Source organism: Desulfosarcina widdelii (assembly GCF_009688965.1).
Classification (GTDB): domain Bacteria; phylum Desulfobacterota; class Desulfobacteria; order Desulfobacterales; family Desulfosarcinaceae; genus Desulfosarcina; species Desulfosarcina widdelii.
In genome coordinates, this window is record NZ_AP021875.1 from 2,293,168 (window position 1) to 2,310,113 (window position 16,946).

The 16,946-nt window shown below is 60.3% G+C and carries 14 protein-coding genes; 12 read left to right on the top strand and 2 right to left on the bottom strand.

All coding sequences use genetic code 11. The annotated features are described in order from the left end of the window. The first annotated feature begins 4 nt into the window (after window positions 1-4). The 12 genes from GN111_RS10750 to GN111_RS10805 all read left to right on the top strand — a co-directional run bounded on the left by GN111_RS10750 (window position 5) and on the right by GN111_RS10805 (window position 15,558). A complete protein-coding gene (locus tag GN111_RS10750; RefSeq protein WP_155303755.1) occupies window positions 5-1,471 on the top strand; it encodes a tetratricopeptide repeat protein in 1,467 nt (488 codons plus the stop codon). After that, window positions 1,468-3,237, top strand: a complete 1,770-nt coding sequence (locus GN111_RS10755; protein WP_155303756.1) for a GspE/PulE family protein — start codon at window positions 1,468-1,470, stop codon at window positions 3,235-3,237. Before GN111_RS10750 ends, GN111_RS10755 begins: the two co-directional genes overlap by 4 nt. Further along, window positions 3,224-4,450 (top strand): type II secretion system F family protein, encoded by a 1,227-nt coding sequence (locus tag GN111_RS10760; protein WP_155303757.1) that lies wholly within the window; start codon window positions 3,224-3,226, stop codon window positions 4,448-4,450. The genes GN111_RS10755 and GN111_RS10760 overlap by 14 nt, the downstream gene beginning before the upstream one ends. Window positions 4,451-4,458: 8 nt before the next feature. After that, window positions 4,459-4,962 (top strand): hypothetical protein, encoded by a 504-nt coding sequence (locus tag GN111_RS10765; RefSeq protein ID WP_155303758.1) that lies wholly within the window; start codon window positions 4,459-4,461, stop codon window positions 4,960-4,962. Window positions 4,963-5,069: 107 nt separating this feature from the next. Continuing rightward, entirely contained in the window at window positions 5,070-5,474 is a 405-nt protein-coding gene (locus GN111_RS34180; protein ID WP_155303759.1) for a type II secretion system protein, read from the top strand. A gap of 7 nt (window positions 5,475-5,481) precedes the next feature. Then, window positions 5,482-6,000, top strand: coding sequence for a prepilin-type N-terminal cleavage/methylation domain-containing protein (locus tag GN111_RS10775; RefSeq protein WP_155303760.1), 519 nt, complete (start codon window positions 5,482-5,484; stop codon window positions 5,998-6,000). After that, window positions 5,997-6,449 (top strand): prepilin-type N-terminal cleavage/methylation domain-containing protein, encoded by a 453-nt coding sequence (locus GN111_RS10780; protein WP_155303761.1) that lies wholly within the window; start codon window positions 5,997-5,999, stop codon window positions 6,447-6,449. The genes GN111_RS10775 and GN111_RS10780 overlap by 4 nt, the downstream gene beginning before the upstream one ends. Window positions 6,450-6,646: 197 nt before the next feature. After that, the gene (locus GN111_RS10785; protein ID WP_155303762.1) at window positions 6,647-7,450 is read left to right on the top strand and encodes a PulJ/GspJ family protein; all 804 of its coding nucleotides are present in this window, start codon (window positions 6,647-6,649) and stop codon (window positions 7,448-7,450) included. Next, complete coding sequence (locus GN111_RS10790) at window positions 7,447-7,848, top strand: pilus assembly protein MshP (RefSeq protein ID WP_155303763.1); 402 nt, start codon at window positions 7,447-7,449, stop codon at window positions 7,846-7,848. Before GN111_RS10785 ends, GN111_RS10790 begins: the two co-directional genes overlap by 4 nt. Further along, window positions 7,845-11,702 (top strand): LamG domain-containing protein, encoded by a 3,858-nt coding sequence (locus tag GN111_RS10795; RefSeq protein ID WP_170302222.1) that lies wholly within the window; start codon window positions 7,845-7,847, stop codon window positions 11,700-11,702. Before GN111_RS10790 ends, GN111_RS10795 begins: the two co-directional genes overlap by 4 nt. A 164-nt stretch (window positions 11,703-11,866) precedes the next feature. Further along, entirely contained in the window at window positions 11,867-12,415 is a 549-nt protein-coding gene (locus GN111_RS10800) for a DUF4136 domain-containing protein (protein WP_155303765.1), read from the top strand. A gap of 56 nt (window positions 12,416-12,471) precedes the next feature. Continuing rightward, the gene (locus GN111_RS10805; protein ID WP_155303766.1) at window positions 12,472-15,558 is read left to right on the top strand and encodes a hypothetical protein; all 3,087 of its coding nucleotides are present in this window, start codon (window positions 12,472-12,474) and stop codon (window positions 15,556-15,558) included. Window positions 15,559-15,614: 56 nt separating this feature from the next. Here the strand turns inward: GN111_RS10805 and GN111_RS10810 are convergent, their stop codons facing one another. Together GN111_RS10810 and GN111_RS10815 are read right to left on the bottom strand one after the other, a co-directional pair. After that, window positions 15,615-15,893: a hypothetical protein gene (locus GN111_RS10810; protein WP_155303767.1), complete on the bottom strand. Its 279-nt coding sequence runs from the start codon at window positions 15,891-15,893 to the stop codon at window positions 15,615-15,617. Beyond that, window positions 15,890-16,732 (bottom strand): DsbA family protein, encoded by an 843-nt coding sequence (locus tag GN111_RS10815; RefSeq protein WP_170302223.1) that lies wholly within the window; start codon window positions 16,730-16,732, stop codon window positions 15,890-15,892. The genes GN111_RS10810 and GN111_RS10815 overlap by 4 nt, the downstream gene beginning before the upstream one ends. Between the last annotated feature and the right edge of the window lie 214 nt (window positions 16,733-16,946).

A 16,946-nucleotide genomic window follows, 5' to 3' on the forward strand; every position in this document is an offset into this window, starting at 1 on the left:
GAACATGTCGAGAAATAAAGACAAAAATCGAATCGATCGGATGCCAAACGACCCGGATGGTGGCTGTCCTACAGCGACGTCTTCCCCGGCAGCCGGCTGCAGCGGGCGCTGCGGCCTTGTCTGCCTGACCCTGGTTTTGGTGCTGGCTGCCGGCACCGGCGTTGCCCGGTGGAACGGGGACTCTCTTTGGTCGGCGGCGGGGCACATGATCAGCCGTACCGTGGCGATCACCGCTCCTGCCGTTTCCGTGGCCGACGCCGCGGTTCGGCAAGACCCTTTATCGATGCCTGTCCAGCCCCTTGCCGTTCAAGATCGAAGTCCCGAAAGCATAAACGAACCGCCAATATCGACGGCGGAAAAATGTCTCCCGAAGCTGGAAGAGCTCTATCTTGTCCAGGTTGGCGACCAACTGCGGGTGGCGGCGGCGTTTTCCCGGATGCCGGGATACCGGCTGTTTCGACAGGACCGGGGCAAGCGCCTGGTCCTCGAACTGCCGGAAGGGACAACGGTCCCTTCGCTGCCCGATGGTGCAACGCCGCCGATGTTGAGAAAATTGACCCGCGAAACCCTCGGCGGGCGGGTGCAACTGGTGTTTTCCTTTGACCGGGTCTGCCGCTGCGAGGAACAGGAACTCAGGAACAATCCCGACGGAGAAGGCCGGGCACTGCTTTTCGCGGTTCGGCCCGAACCGGTGGCCGGCGGTCCGACTGCCGCACCCGTGAATCCCTCGCCGGCCGAGACGCCCGGCCCCGCTCCCGTCGTCCTTTCGGACACCGGGCAGGCGACTGTTTCGGCATCCGCCCCCCCTGTCAAAACATTCGTCCGCCAGGCGGTTCGAACCACGGATCGCCAACGTGCCGGAGATCTTTACCGGGAAGCGATGGCCGCCTTTCAAAGGGGACGGCCCGGCAAAGCGGAACAGGCGTTGCGGGCGGCCCTGAACATGGATCCGGGGCACGTGGGTGCGCGGGACGCATTGCTGCACCTGCTCAGCCGCCTGAATCGCCGGCAGCAGATCAAGGCCCTGTTGGCCCAAGGGGTGCGCCAAGCGCCCGATCATCTGCCCTACCGTGTCCGTTTTGTCCGCATGCTGATCGACGACGGCGAACTGTCCCGGGCACGGACGGAACTGTCGCGCGATCCCCTGCCCCCCGCTGCAGAGTCACCGGAACTGCACGCCTTGTCGGCAACGGTGAATCTGCGCCAGGGTCAATATCAGGATGCGGCAGAAATCTATCGGACCTTGTTGAAAGTTCAACCGGACAAGGCCGTCTGGTGGATGGGCCTCGGCATCGCACTTGAAAGGAACGACGCCTTTGACCGGGCCCGACAAGCCTATGACCAGGCGCTGCGCCATGACGGATTGTCCGACAACCTGGAAAATTTTATCCGCCGGCGCCTGGCGGCGTCGGGCAGCGGTCAGGCCGGGCAGCCGTTGGCCGGTCGGAATCCTGACGAGGATCGATCATGACCGTACGCAAAAAAATCCGCATCGGCGAACTGCTGGTGCAGCACCGCATCATCACCGACGAACAACTGCGCACGGCGTTGGCGGAGCAGAAGCGGTCCGGCAGCAAGCTGGGACATACGCTAGTGGAACTGGGCTATCTCAGCAAAGCCGGATTCCTCCAATTTCTCGCTCAGCAGTTGCAGGTTCCCTACATTGATCTGAAGCGATATCAGATCGAGGAAGAGGTCGTCCGCCTGCTGCCGGAAATTTATATCCGCCGTTTCAGGGCCCTGGTGCTGGCCGAGAAAAAAGACGGGCTGCTGGTCGGCATGGCCGATCCCACCGACATCTTCGCCTTTGACGAATTGCGCCGTATTTTGCAGCGCCCCATCCATTCGGCCGTGGTCGGCGAAGACGAACTGCTGGACATCGTCGATCGCATCTACCGGCGCACCGACGAAATCAGCCATATCGCCGGTGAACTCAGCGAAGAACTCAGTGAAGGCGGCATCGACATCGAGTCCCTTCTGATCGACAGCGAAACCGAAGACGCACCGGTGGTGCGCTTGATTCGCACGCTGTTCGAAGATGCCGTCCAAATCGGCGCATCGGACATCCACATCGAACCGGACGAATCGGTATTACGCATCCGTCAGCGCGTTGATGGCCTGCTGCACGAACAAGTCATGAAAGAAAAACGCATCGGCGGGGCCTTGGTGTCCCGGCTGAAGCTGATGAGCGGCCTGGATATCTCCGAACGGCGGCTGCCACAGGACGGCCGTTTCAACATCCGCGTTCGGGGGCGCAGCATCGATATCCGGCTGTCCACCATGCCGCTGCAATACGGCGAGTCGGTGGTTATGCGTCTGCTCGACCAGACCGGCGGGGTGCTCGAACTGGAGCAGATCGGCATGTCAAAAGACATGCTGGGCCGGTTTCGCAACCTGATTCACAGGCCCCACGGTCTTGTGCTGGTTACCGGCCCCACCGGCAGCGGGAAGACCACCACCCTCTACGGAGCCCTGAACGAACTCAACGACCCCGCCAAGAAAATTATCACCGTCGAGGACCCGGTGGAGTACCGCCTGCCGCGTATCAACCAGGTACAGGTAAAAAGCCGTATCGATCTGTCCTTCGCCCGGGTGCTGCGGTCCGCCCTGCGGCAAGACCCCGATATCGTCATGATCGGCGAGATGCGCGACCAGGAGACCGCCGAGATCGGCCTGCGCGCGGCCATGACCGGCCATCTGGTGCTTTCCACCCTGCACACCAACGATGCCGTGAGCACCGCCCTGCGGCTGATCGACATGGGCGCCGAAGGGTTCGTGGTGGGCAGTTCTCTTTTAGGCATCCTGGCCCAGCGTCTGGTGCGCCGCATCTGCGAGCGCTGCGAGGAAAAGGACCCGCTCAATCTTCGGCAGCGCAACTGGGTGGAAGCCATGGTGGGCCCCAAGGCACGGCAAATACCCTTCAAACGCGGCGCCGGCTGCCCCCGCTGCCACAATACGGGCTACTACGGCCGGATCGGGGTTTTTGAACTGTTGCGCATCGACACGCCCCTGGCCGATGCGCTGCGGCATGGCGACAGCGCGGAATTTGTTCGCACCGCCCGCAGTCAGAAGGGATTCAAGCCCCTTTCCATGGCGGCATTCGAATACGCCTTCCAGGGAATCACCAGCATGGAGGAAGTAATGCGCCTTTCGGGGCAGATCGATGAATCCGCCAGTGTAACGGATATGACAGCCGCAGTGGAAACCGCCGAGGAGAAAGTCCATGCCGCGGTTTAAGTACCATGCGCGCAGCGCCGCCGGAGCACTGGTGGAGGGCGCCATGGAAGCGGCCAGCGCCAGCGTGGTGGCCAACCAACTCACGGCGGGCGGCTCGGTCCCGTTGCGGATTGCCGAAGAGGCAGCCGCATCCACCAGCGCTGCGACCCGAAAATGGCAATTGGGCGGCCAGCGCGTCAATGCGGACGACCTGATCCTGTTCTGTCGCCAGATGTACAGCCTGGCCAAGGCCGGCGTGCCGCTGCTGCGCGCCTTGCGCGGCCTGGAGGATTCTGCCGGCAAACTGGTCATGGTGGATACGCTCTCGGCGATTCAGGAGGATCTGGAATCCGGCCGGGACCTGACCGGCGCATTGGGACGCCACCCCGATGTCTTTCCACCCCTGGTGGTCAACATGATCCGGGTCGGCGAAAGCAGCGGAAAGCTCGATCGGTCCTTCGACGAAGTCGCCAACTACCTGACACGGGAAAAACAGACCGCCGACCAGATCAAGTCCGCCCTGCGCTACCCCAGCTTCGTTCTCGTGGCGATTGCGGTGGCAGTCACCATCATCACGCTTTTTGTCATCCCGGCCTTCGAGAAACTGTTCAGTGCCCAGGGCGCCCAACTGCCCCTGCCGACCCGGATTATCCTCGGCATCTCCAATTTCGCCGTTTCGTGGTGGTGGGCGATTCTGATCGGCCTGGCGGCGGTCTTTTTCGCCTGGCGGGCCTGGGTTGCCACCGAATCGGGTCGATTGATCTGGGATCGCTTCAAGCTGCACATCCCGGTCGTCGGCGGCATCATCCATCGGGCCACCCTGGTGAGATTCGCCCGCGGCTTCGCCATGGCCTTCGGCGCCGGCGTGCCACTGATCCAGGCCCTGGGCCTGACTGCCCGGGCGGTGGGCAATCAGTTCGTAGCCAAGCGCCTGGACAAGCTGCGGCGCGGCGTGGAGCGCGGGGACACCCTGACCCGCAGCGCCGCCGCCAGTGAAATGTTCACCCCGTTGGTGCTTCAGATGCTGTCCGTCGGTGAGGAAACCGGATCGGTGGACAGCATGCTGCTGGAAGTCGGCGATTTCTATGCGCGGGAAATCGATTACGATATCAGCCGCCTGTCAAGCGCCATCGAACCGATCCTGATCGTTGTTATCGGGGCCATGGTGCTCGTGCTGGCTCTCGGCGTGTTTCTTCCCATGTGGAACATGGCGACCGTCATGCGCGGGGGGTGAGAAATGCCGTGAAACCGAAAACGGAGGTGCATCGCCGGCGCTGGCTGCTGAGGCTTTTGGAATGGGGGGTGCTGGTCTGCGTCATCGCCCTGTTGGCTGGGATGTTCTTAAACCGCATGGGACGGGCCCAGGCGGAAATCGAACGCCGGAATTTTCTGTCCACGGTCAGGGCCATGCGGGCGGCGGTCCTGCTGCAGTCGGTGGTCCGGCCCAAAGACGCAGCTCCCGGCGGCAATCCGGCCGCGGTCTACCGCGAGCAGTTCGGCTTGCTGCCAACCGGCTATGTGGGTCAACTGGACCGGCCGGACCCGGCATCAGTGACCGGCGGCGGCTGGTATTTCGATACCGGCAAGAGGCAATTGGTTTACCGGGTGCGTTGCGAGCGCTATTTCCGGTCCAGCTTGAAAGGGCCGCCGCGGATGCGGCTGGAGATGGTCGCTAAAGAGGATTTCCACCATTTGACTGTGAAGATGCTCAACGATGGAAAATGGCTGGTCGGAGAGAAAAAGTAGCGGACCGAAGAAACGGTTTAATCTGAATCGAGCCGTTGTTCGATTCAGTCGACTCTTGGGTGGATATACAAAACATGGAAAATGAATCGCAATGCAAGGAGAAGAAAATGAGTAATCAAAAAGGTTTTACCATGATCGAACTGGTTGTCGTCATCGTGATTCTCGGCATTCTGGCGGCGGTGGCGCTGCCGAAATTTGTGGACATGCGAACCGAGGCGGCTGAGGCCCAGGCCAACGGCGTTTATGGCGCCGCCCAGGCGGCTACGGCCTTGAATTTTTCGGCCGGACTGGTCGGCAAAGCGGTTGCGGAACGACCGGCCTACGACTCGTCCACTTGTGCAACCGGAGAAATCGATGACGGGACTTGCCTGTTAAACGCGCTGGAGGAAACGCCCGACGGCTGGACGGCGTCGGGCAGCACCATTTCAACGACCATTGGCTCGACCACATACACCATTACGGTAACAGCCGAAACAAGCACTGCCAAAGCAGCGCTGACCAAAAGCTGGTAAGGATCCGATGATTTTGGTGCAGAAGGCCGATCCCTGGTGTTCGGATTGTCACTTGAACACCGGGGGCGCTTTTGGTGTTAAGCCTCATGGTTTCACCCTGGTCGAATTAATCGTCATCCTCGTAATCGCCGGTATCCTGGCCGTAGTGGCGATACCGCAAATGTTCGACGCCACGGCCTTTAAAAGCCGGGGTTTCTATGACGAGGCGGCCGGTGCGGCCCGCTACGGGCAGAAGCTGGCCGTGGCCAGCGGGTGTTCGGTGCAATTGCGCTTCTCCGGCAGCGGATTCGCCCTGTATCAGCGGCAAAGCTGCGGCAGCGGGGCCTTCAGCAGATCCGTTCCCAGACCCGAGGACAGCGGCAGTGCGTTCGCCGCCAGCGCGCCGTCCGGCGTGACCCTCTCCGCCACGGCATCGACCGTCATTTTCGACAGCCTGGGACGGGCGATGCCGGGTGGCGTCACGGTTTCCGTGAACGGGCGCAGCTTCCGGATCGACGGGGAAAGCGGCTACGTGGAGGACCTATGAAACGGGTCATCCGTCCAAAAAACGATCGGGGCTTCACCCTGGTGGAGCTGATTATCTCCATGGTGGTGGTGTCCATCGCCCTGGGCGGCGTGCTGATGGTGATGAACTACACCATCTGGCACAGCGCCGATCCCATGCTTCAGCACCAGGCAGTGGCCATTGCCGAATCCTACCTGGAGGAGGTGCTGCTGCACGCCTACAGTGATCCGGACGGCGGCGGCGAGTCGCTGCGCAGCCTGTTCGACGACGTGGACGACTATGACGGTCTGTCCGATACGGGCGCCAGGGACCAGAACGGAAGCGCCATCTCCGGTCTCGAGGATTATACGGTCACCGTCGATGTCGCCGGCGGCGTGCTGAGCGGCGTCGCCTGCAAGAAAGTGACGGTACGGGTCAGCCACCCGGCCAACGTGGATTTGACGTTGAGCGGCTATCGAACCAATTACTGACGAAACCGTAAAATTGATGGTCCCGAAAATAGTACCAGACCCGTCATGCCGGACTTGATCCGGCATCCAGAAGAAATTGATACAACTGGATAGCGCTAAAGCTTCACTACGTGCGCCGGCCTGCGCCGGAATGACGAAAAAATGAAAAGTCCGACTTTTTGCGATTTCACCAAAAACGAACCGCACAAATCGAAACAATGAAGCAACGGTTCCCCCCAACATGCGGCCAACGCGGCTTCACCCTGATCGAAATGATCGTGGTGATCGTGATTATCGGCATTCTGGCCGCCATGGGAGGGCTGTTCATTTCCCGGCCCATCGAAGGCTATGTCGACCTGGCGCGGCGAACCGCCCTGGTGGATGCCGCCGAAAACGCCCTGCGCCGCATGCAGCGCGACATCCGACAAGCGCTGCCCAACAGCGTCCGCATCGATTCGGGCGGACAGTGGCTCGAAATGCTGCACACGACCGACGGCGGCCGCTACCGGGCCCGGGGACCGGGCAATATCCTGGATTTCACCCAGGCGGACACGAACGGTTTCGATGTACTCGGTGCGCTGTCTGCTGCGCCCGACGTCGGCACTGCCCTTGCCATCTATAATCTGACCGCCACCGGCAGCGTCTGCAATGCCTACCTGGGCGACAACCGGCGCGCGGTCTCGGGCGGCACCCTCACTTCCATCCAATTTTCCCCTGCGTCCCCCTTTCCATTTTCGTCCCCCTATCAGCGGTTTTATCTGGTGGACGGCCCCATCAGCTACAGGTATAACGCAGCCGCCGGAACCCTGGAACGCTATTCAGGCTACGCCATTTCAACTTCCCAAAGCGCCCTGCCCGGCGTGTCGCCCAGCACGATGGCCGACCATGTCAGTTCGTGCACCTTTACCTACGATCCCGGCACGCCTCAACGCTCCGGCCTGGTATCCCTTCGGTTGACGCTGACCGACGACGGCGAGAATATTACCCTGTTGCACCAGATCCATGTGGAGAACGCGCCATGAATCCCCTCGAGTCCCGAAACGGGTTTTCCATCGTCACCGCGATCTTCATCCTGCTGGTGCTGGCGGTGCTGGGAGTATTCATGGTCACGCTGAGCGGTGTGCAAAGCCGCACCTCGTTGTGGGCCCTGCAAGGCGCCAGGGCCTATCATGCCGCTCGCTCCGGACTGGAATGGGGCGGTTCTCAAGCTGTGGTCAACAACGCCTGCAATGCCTTGTCGACTTTGACGGTCAACGGCTTCACCGTGACCCTGGGATGCCAGGCCGAAGGGCCCTTCACCGAGGGGGGCCAGTCCTATTTCGTTTATCGCCTCTCTTCACTGGCCGAATGGGGTTCCTACGGCAACAACATGTACGTTTCGCGACAACTTTCCTCAAGGGTAACGGGGGCGGCGCCATGAAACGGATCAGCGTTAGCAACGCTCCCGGCCTGTGGATTCTGGTCGCACTATTTATCGGCGCGGTGGCACGGCCTTGTCCGGCGGCGACGGAAACAGTTCTGGATACGTTCAGTACCGTCAGCTACAGCAACCAGGACGGCACGGCCAGCTGGAGTACGGACTGGTTGGAGGAAAATGACGACAACGCCCCGGGATCTGGATGGATCTCCATCCATTCAGGGTCCGACAGCCTTCGCATCAGGGGAGCGAACCACTCCAGTTCGGTCGCAATCCGCCGGGGAGTCGATTTGTCCCGAGCTACATCGGCGGTGTTCAGCTTCGATTACGATCGGACCCCATTTAATTCCTGGTGGGACAGCCTCACCGTAGAAATTTCCGACAATGGCGGCAGCACCTGGGATACAGTGGTGACGATCGGCTGGCTCGGCAGTACATCGGGATCATGGAACGACGATATTTCCGCTTATCGGTCGGCCGAGACCTGGATCCGATTTGTGGCTTCCGGATCGCTTTCACCCAACGAGCGGGTCTATATCGACAATGTCCGCATTGCCTACGAGGTACCGGACGCAGCGCAACTGGTCGCCCACTACGCCCTCGAAGGCGACGCGACCGACAGCAGCGGTAACGGCCACAACGGCAGCAGCCAGGGCACGGTCGCCTATCAGCGCGCCAAGATCTGCGATGGTGTCCAACTCGACGGCAACGGTTACCTGACGGTGCCCGACAACAGCGATTTCGACCTGCCCGATGCCTTGACGATGATGGCCTGGATCCATCCCGACACGCTGAGCGTAGCCGATCACACCGAGGGGCTTTACTGCTTCCTGTCCAAAGACACCAATTCCGAATTTCACGTCCAGAGCGACGGCGCCTTGTACTGGTGGTGGCAGGACGACAACCTGACCACCCCATCCGGCGTGATTGACGTCGATGTCTGGACCCATGTTGCGTTCGTTTATTCCCGCTCCGAAGGCAGTGCCCGCGTTTTTGTAAACGGCGTCCAAATTGCAAACCAGGCCTACAATTCTGCATTTCCGGTCAACAACGATTCTCTCTATATTGGAACCGACATCACCACCGGCGGCGGGGAAGTATCGGCACGCCGTTTTTACGGCAGCATCGACGAAGTGCGGATTTATGACGGGGCGCTGACCGAAGCACAGGTGGTCGAACAGATGAACGAAACCGACCCTTGTGCGCTGCCCACCCCCCTGGCCGAGTGGCGTTTCGACGAATGCGCCTACGAGGGATCGGCCCCGCTGGCCGAGGACACCCAGGGCAGCTACGATCTCGTGGCCCAGGGAGTAGTCGAGAGCGAACCGGCAGGCGTGGTCGGCAGGGCCGCCATGGCGGATCGTTCAACCGATTATTTCCTGGCCGGCACGGACGTTCCCATGACCGGCGACTGGACGGTCAGCACCTGGTTCCGCATGCCTTTCACCCACACGGAGGGGTCGCGCTATCACGTGCTGGGGGCCATGGCCGGGGGTGGCAACGACCTGATGTGGGTCGACCGGAACGCCAGTTACCGTTGGGGCGGTTGGGCCAATTCCGTCTCGGCAACGGGCAGCTTCCGCTTCTCGACGCTGGGTGACGGCTGGCACCACATGGTGCTAATCGCCGCAAGCGGGCGTACCGATCTTCACATCGACGGGGTCTTTACGGACAGCATTTCCCTGCAGCCGTCCGGCGACCTGCATTATGTGGGCAACTCCTATGAACAAGCCGGTGGGGAAGAAGGCTTCCGCGCCGATCTGGACGAATTTCTTGTGTTCAGCGGCGCGCTCAGCGCTGACCAGATCCAGAGCCTCTACCAGTTACAGTCGGCGGGTCTCAACCTGGACGGAACGACACGGGAAGAGATTCTCTGCGCCGCGGCCATCGATCACTACGAGATCGTTCACGACAGCGCGGCCCTGACCTGCGTGCCCGAAACGGTCACCGTGCGCGCCTGCATCGATGCCGACTGCACCGAACTGTACGCCGACGATATCACAATCGACCTGTCGCCGGCCGGCTGGATCGGCGGCGACAGCCAGACCCTGAGCGGGGGCAGCGGGACCTTCCGGCTGCGCCACACCACTCCGGAAACGGTGACTCTGTCGGTGAGCAGCCAGAACCCGTCTGCGGACAACGCGAGCCAATGCGTGGACGGCTCGGGCGGCTCCTCCTGCAGCCTGATGTTTTACGAGGCGGGTTTCATCTTCGACGTGCCGGACATGACTTCTTGCAGTTCGGCCGAGAATATCCGCATTGCCGCGGTGCGGGCCGATGCGACGGGCGAGCAGTGCGTCGGCGACGACAGCTTCGCAGACACCACCCGCATCGTCTATTTCTGGTCCGGCTACCAGGAGCCGGCAACAGGTACGCATACCGTTTCCGTCAATGGCGGCGCCGTGGCCGGCGCAAGCCCGGGCACCGCTGTTTCGATCTCCTTCGACGCCCAGGCCGAGAGCCTGCTATCCGTAAGCTATGACGATGCCGGTCGGGTGGAGTTGTCGGCGCGCTTCGACGGCACCGGCGACGAGACCGGCCTGACCATGGTTGGCAGCGACAGCTTCGTTGCGGTGCCCGATCACCTGGAGGTCACCGCCACCACGGACGGCACGACCGCACTGGACAATACCACGTCCGAAGGCGATCCCCACTGGCCGGCGGGAGAGGATTTCGTCGTTGCCGTGAGCGGGGTGTGCGCCGACGGCAGCGTGACGCCCAATTTCGCCGCGACGACGAACTTCAGCGTTGCCGCGGCAAACCCCGCCCCCGGCGTGTTCAGCGGCGGCCCGCTGGCGGAATCCGATTACGGCGGCGGCACGGTCACCGGCACCGCCGCCTACAGCGAGGTGGGCACCGTAACCCTGAAAGCCGAGGTCAGCGACTACCTGGGCACCGGCATCGACATCACCGGCACCGCCGTGGTCGGCCGATTTACACCGTACAGTTTTGCAGCGTCGCCCAACAGCCCCGAATTCGCCCCTGGCTGCACCACGGGCGGTTTTACCTATATCGGCCAGCCTTTCGCGTACACCGTCTATCCGGCGATCACCATTACCGCGCTCAATAAAGACGGCGACACTACGGAAAATTATACCGGGGACTGGTGGAAAATCGCCGACGCCACGCTGACCGACAAAACCTACGCCGCCGAAACCGGCACGCTCGACCTGTCCAGCCTTCCTGCCGGCGACCCGAGCATCTCGGATCTGGGCGGCGGTGTCGGACTGCTGACCTTCAGCGACGGCGGCGGGCTTTCTTTCGTGCGCAATGACACGCCCGACGCGCCCTTCGATGCCGAGATCAGCCTGTCCATCAATGTTCTGGACGCCGACGGCATCGCCGCGACGGCCAATCCCGTGACCTTCGGTGCCGCCAGCGCCGGCAACGGCATCGCCTTTTCCGGGGACGGCAAACAGATGTTCTGGGGTCGGCTGACCCTCCAGAACGCTTACGGATCGGAGCGCGTACCCCTGGCCATGCCCTTCAGGGCCGAAACCTATGACGGTACGGCGTTCGTCGCCAACACCTTAGGTGACTGCACTTCCGTGGCGCTCAATCTGCTCAGCCTGAGCAACGCAAGCGGTACGGTGACCGCCGACAATCCCATCACGGTGGGCTCCGGGAGCAGCAGCGCCAGCCTTTCCAACCCGTTCACGGCCGGGGATGAAGGCCTTGTGTTCAGCGCGCCCGGCTCGGAAGGCTATATCCAGGTACAGGTCGATCTGTCCTCCCTTCCCTGGCTGCGCTACGACTGGGATGGAGACGGCAGCCTGGAAGGGCCGTCGGCACGGGCGACCTTCGGGGTCTACAAAGGCAGCCAACACCACATCTACCTCCGCGAAACCTATCGCTGACCCAACTCGCCATAAAAATTGCCATCGACTTGTCTATAGCACGGTCTTGCTTTGACTTACCGGGCCAATATGCTAATAATGAGAGCCATCTATGGGGCGACGGCTTTGGGCGGCGAGCCGGTTCGCCGCCGATCCATGAAAATCCGGATGTGGAGAATCTCGATATGAAATTCACGTGGACAACCCTACTAATAGTGGCACTGATCGCAGGATGCTCGGGCATCCAGGTCAGCCAGGACTATGACCCGGCAACGGGTTTCGGTTCTCTGGAAAGTTTTCGATGGGAAACGACGGTTCAGGAAAGCACCGGCGATCCGCGCCTCGACAATCCGCTGCGGGACAACCGCATCCGCAGCGCGGTGGAACGGGTGCTGAAGGAAAAGGGCTTTGCCCCGTCGGAAGGCGCAGGGGCGACCTTTTTGATTCGCTATCGGGAGACACTGAATAAAAAGCTCGAATCCGCTGGCGGCATCGGATTCGGCATCGGCAGTTACGGCCGCCACGGCGGGGTCGCCATCGGCACCGGCAACAACTTGCGAGAAACCGAGGATGCTTCGCTGATCATCGATTTTCTGGACCCCGAATCGAAAACCCTGCTCTGGCGCGGCACCGGGACCCGGCGTTTCAAAGAATACGACGACCCGGCCAAAGCCAGCCGGGACATCAACCAGTTGGTTGAAAAGATCCTTGAACAATTTCCCCCGAAAACCTGACGACCACCGACCGTCGTCCACACAAGCGCTCCCTTGGGACGGATCAGGGAGGACCATTGAGCCTGTTCTTCGATAAACGCGACCGCGATCTTCTGAAAATCGTCAATACTGTTCGATCCCGATCCACGCCGCAAACCGTGGGACGCAAGGGATTGTATCCCTGGTTCCATCCCCACGGCATCAAGGAACTGTCCGAATCCCGGGGGCTGCGCATCGCCTACTCCGTCGTCCATCTTTTCGAATCGCTGGAAGCCGGGGACCTGGAGGATCGTCTCAACGCCCTGCGCAGCCTGCGCGACGAAGTCCTGCACGCCTCTGCCGGCAGCATGCCCAAAAATGCAGCCCGGGTGCTGTTGTCCATCATGAAAGACCTGGTGCGAACCCACGGCAACGAAACCGAACAGCTCAAACTGGCCCACGATTTCAGGCGGGTGGCCAGCGGCAAGCCCAGCGTCATCAGAAAAATGCTGCACCGATATCACCTCCTCGAAATGCCGGAGGAGTGGAACCAGCTCGCCTTCGACGATCATGTCCACGACATCAACACCAAGGGCCGCAAATCGATCTCCCATCTGGTCATGGATGCCTGGATCAAAGGCATCCGCCGCCTGCGGGTCATCTACTACAACTACATCGACTCCCCGTCGGCCGCCGAACTTCTCGAAGCGGCCCAGATCATGGGCGTGGACGTCCGCATCGGCATCGAGTTCTCGGCGCGCTTCCGGGGGCAGTACATCCAGCTCATCTGGGTCCCGCGCGGTTTTTCCGACCCGCAGTCCTTCCTCTGTTTTCTGGCGGAAGAACCGGTCCGGCGGTTGATGGATCAGGGCCGGGCCGTCACAAGCTACCGCCAGCAATACATTCTGAAAATGCTGGATTCTTTTAACCGCAGGCATCGAACGGGCATCAACGCCGACCTGGATATTGACCTGCACCCGCTGGATGCCAACGATTTTTTGCGGTTTGTGCGGCCGGGGCAGCCTTCCATCCTGCACCTGGCCAAATACATCCATACCCGGCTGCTGCCGCTGATGCGCGAAAAAATGGATGGCCTGCGAAAGGCCTACAAAAGCGCCGACGGGAAAGAACGCAAGCAAATAGAGTCCCGGGTGCAGCGAATGAACGAGCTGGATTCGGAAGTCATCGTACAGCGGTTTTTAAAACCGTCGGCCAATCCGGAAATCCCCGACCCCAACCGGGTCATCGAGGACCCCGAAGCCCCGGAACTGCTCTCTTTAACCCCCAGGCAGCTTCTGGACCGGGTCACCCATCTGCAGGCCGGGTACCGGATCACCCTGAACCTGACCGATCTCCTGCCCGAAGATGTGGTGGAAATTCTCTATGACTGTGAAGGCCTGGTCAACCGGCTGGAAATATTCAACCTCAAGGACTATACATCCGGAAAAACGGCTCACATCAAAGAAATCAGCGAACTGCAGCTCGCCCTCAATGAAAACAACACCATCAACTTGAAGCGGCTGATCCGCGGAATTATCGGCAGGCTGGCCACCGGCGACCCCTTTCCGGGGAAATCGGAACGGATCGAAAAGCTGGGGATTATCCTCCACGACATTTCCGTCTTTTCGGCCATGTACGGCTCCATGCATCTCGAGCCCCGCATCGGCAGCGACTCCACCGGCCACTCCAGCCTGATGTACGGTATGGGACTGGCCATCATGGATACCCTCCCTTCCGATGCCCGCCGGCTGTGCAATCGCCGCAGCCAGGAGATGCGCGAAGATGCGTCCTGCCCGATGGACCTCTCCGCAAACAGCCCCCCGAAGGCCATGCGCAGCATCATTCCATTCAGGATACCGGTCTACAAACGCATCACCCATATTCCCTATACCAGTCCCATCGGGTCCCGGGGCATTTACCAGCGGCTGGCCCACCATCTGCCTGTATTGGGGCGGCTGGGGAAAACCCGTCAGTTGGACTGGCTTGTCCAGCCCCACCTCACCCGTATGGATCCGGAAGGCAACATCGTCACCCTGGGCGGCATCTCCGACCGATCCGAGAACTGCCTGAGCCTGGAAAGCGAACCCACTGTTGAACGGACGCGGGTTTCGCCATTCTACCTGAACAGCAAGCTCGTCAACGGGTTGAAGATTCTCATGGGCTTCATTCCCGCTTTTCTCTCCTTCTACCTGACCAACTCCTGGTGGGTGTTGGCGTATCTGGGAGCCTTCATCTGGTTCGGAATCACGGGGTTGAGAAATATTGTCCAGTCGGTGCTGGGCGGCGGCGGCTTCCGTCGCACACCGCTTTTAAACTGGAAGGATTATGTGAACTGGATCCGGATATCCGACTCGCTGCTGTATACCGGATTTTCGGTACCCCTGCTGGACTATTTGATCAAAACGCTCCTTTTGGACCGCTTCATGGGCATCACCACAACGACCCATCCTATTACCCTGTACACGATCATGGCCATTGCCAACGGCTGCTACCTGTCCAGCCACAATCTTATCCGGGGACTGCCCAAAGGGGCCGTTTACGGCAATTTCTTCCGCAGCCTTTTGTCTATCCCCATCGCCGTGGCGTTCAATACGCTCATCGGCACCCTATTGGGGATGTTCGGTGTTGCGGCCGTTGACGCTCACCTGCAAAAATGGGCCGCCGTCATATCCAAAGGGGCGTCGGACACCGTGGCCGGCGTCATCGAAGGGACGGCCGACCGGTTCGCCAACATCAAAACCCGCTTCCAGGATTATGCCCATACCCTGAACCAACTGTTTCATATCTACAGCGAATTGGAAGCCCTGCTGCCCGAATTGAACGTCGGGGAAACCCTGGAGGCCATCGGCAACGACCGCAAGGAGGTCCATGCCGACGCCAGGGATCTGGAAAAACTCATTATCATCGGGTCGTTGGATTTGCTCTATTTCTGGATGTACCAACCCCGTGCCCGCACGGCCCTCAAGTACCTGACCCAAACGCTTTCGGACGAAGAGAAACGGATTCTGGCGGACTGCCAGGCCATCTTGAAGCGGGAACGGGAAATCAGTCAGATGTTCATCGACGGGGTGATGGGAATGGATTTCTCCAAGGGACTCTCGTTTTACCTGCAGTGTTGGCCGGGTTATCTGAAAATCACGGACAGGCTGTTGAAACCGGCAGACGCTTCGGAAAAGGCGGCCTGACCGGCTGGCCGGCCGCAACCGCCAAGCGGCGGACATCGGCTTTCAGATAAAGGTGATCATTGATCTTCTGGGGGCTTGCTCCAAAACCGCCACCATTCGGTCCGTTCCCATTGCCAGCCCTTGTCCTTCATACACTGGCGGATCAGGCGCATCTCGTCATACTGGTCGTAGGTATCGGGTTCGTCGCGAATGCCTTCCCGGACCCACTTTTCACAGGCTTCATGGTCGATGGTCCACTCCCGGTCGCTTTTCTCAGGGTGGTAGGGTTTATGGGTACAGGAGACAACAACCAATGACATTGCCGCTATCGCCAGCCAGATAATTCTCTTTTTCATGGCTTTGCCTTTTTTTCAAGTTCCTGCGAGATCAGGGCGGGAAGGTTTCCGATTTGTCGGTTTTGGATTCGCTTTCCGTTCAGGAACACCGAAGGCGTTCCGGTTACCCCTACTTGTCGACCGTTGGCGACATCTTCCGTGATGATCTTTTGAATCTGTTCCGAGGCCCGGTCCCGGTTAAATTTTTCCATATCCAGATTCAGGCCGGTGGCAATTTCCGTGATCTTCTCTTCACTGAGCTGATCGTGATTTTCCAGCAGCAGGCCGTGAAACTCCCAGAATTTTCCCTGGTTGCCCGCGGCCAGGGCTGCCGCGGCCCCCTGATTGGCAAGGGGATGGCTGGAAAGCGGGAAATGTTTGATCGCATAGTTGAGATCGTCGGGATAGATGTCCAGCAACTGGTGGGTAAAACGCTCCAGGCGCGCGCAGTACGGGCACTGGTAATCGTCGAAGACTACGAGGGTGACGCCGGCATCCTTCGGTCCCTTGACCGCCCTGCCCGTCAGGTCGATGGCGTAAATCCGGCTGAATTGGACAATGTTGATCCGGGCCGGTTTTGCCGCGGTGAGTACCAGGCGGTCTTCGGGCTGATAGGCAATCCGGTCGAATCGCCCATCGAGGGGAATGCGGTCCAAAACGGCCTTATCTTCGGTCGAATAGATCAGCACCGCCTCGGGGGTGAGAAGAAAAACCAACTCTGCGGCTGGATCGGCGGCAACATCCAGAACGGTCCCGTCGATATCGGCCTTGAGAATGCTTTTGTATTCGAAGGCCGCCTGCAATCCGGCCGGAGCCAGAATGAGCATGATCACTATAATCCACTTTACACGCTTGAACATAACCCTCCTTGCCATCAGATGTTCCGTCATTCCGGCGGCTTTTCCGCCCGGTCGATCCCTCTTGAACCCGACCATTGCCAGCGAATTGAATAATGATCAAGAATACAACGAAAAAGTGGCCCGGTGCAAGTTGCACGGCCCACTTTTCTTTTTTTAATACGCGTAGAATCAGCGTCGTTATCATATAGCGTAGAGGCGTAGTTCACCCGCGCCC

What these genes read in the sequence shown, in the direction of transcription:
- GN111_RS10795 (WP_170302222.1), top strand. Translation starts at nt 7,845, where the DNA reads ATGAAACGGATCAGCGTTAGCAACGCTCCCGGCCTGTGGATTCTGGTC.
- GN111_RS10800 (WP_155303765.1), top strand. Translation starts at nt 11,867, where the DNA reads ATGAAATTCACGTGGACAACCCTACTAATAGTGGCACTGATCGCAGGA.
- GN111_RS10760 (WP_155303757.1), top strand. Translation starts at nt 3,224, where the DNA reads ATGCCGCGGTTTAAGTACCATGCGCGCAGCGCCGCCGGAGCACTGGTG.
- GN111_RS10790 (WP_155303763.1), top strand. Translation starts at nt 7,447, where the DNA reads ATGAATCCCCTCGAGTCCCGAAACGGGTTTTCCATCGTCACCGCGATC.
- GN111_RS10750 (WP_155303755.1), top strand. Translation starts at nt 5, where the DNA reads ATGTCGAGAAATAAAGACAAAAATCGAATCGATCGGATGCCAAACGAC.
- GN111_RS10810 (WP_155303767.1), bottom strand. Translation starts at nt 15,893, where the DNA reads ATGAAAAAGAGAATTATCTGGCTGGCGATAGCGGCAATGTCATTGGTT.
- GN111_RS10815 (WP_170302223.1), bottom strand. Translation starts at nt 16,732, where the DNA reads ATGTTCAAGCGTGTAAAGTGGATTATAGTGATCATGCTCATTCTGGCT.
- GN111_RS10775 (WP_155303760.1), top strand. Translation starts at nt 5,482, where the DNA reads ATGATTTTGGTGCAGAAGGCCGATCCCTGGTGTTCGGATTGTCACTTG.
- GN111_RS10780 (WP_155303761.1), top strand. Translation starts at nt 5,997, where the DNA reads ATGAAACGGGTCATCCGTCCAAAAAACGATCGGGGCTTCACCCTGGTG.
- GN111_RS10755 (WP_155303756.1), top strand. Translation starts at nt 1,468, where the DNA reads ATGACCGTACGCAAAAAAATCCGCATCGGCGAACTGCTGGTGCAGCAC.
- GN111_RS34180 (WP_155303759.1), top strand. Translation starts at nt 5,070, where the DNA reads ATGAGTAATCAAAAAGGTTTTACCATGATCGAACTGGTTGTCGTCATC.
- GN111_RS10785 (WP_155303762.1), top strand. Translation starts at nt 6,647, where the DNA reads ATGAAGCAACGGTTCCCCCCAACATGCGGCCAACGCGGCTTCACCCTG.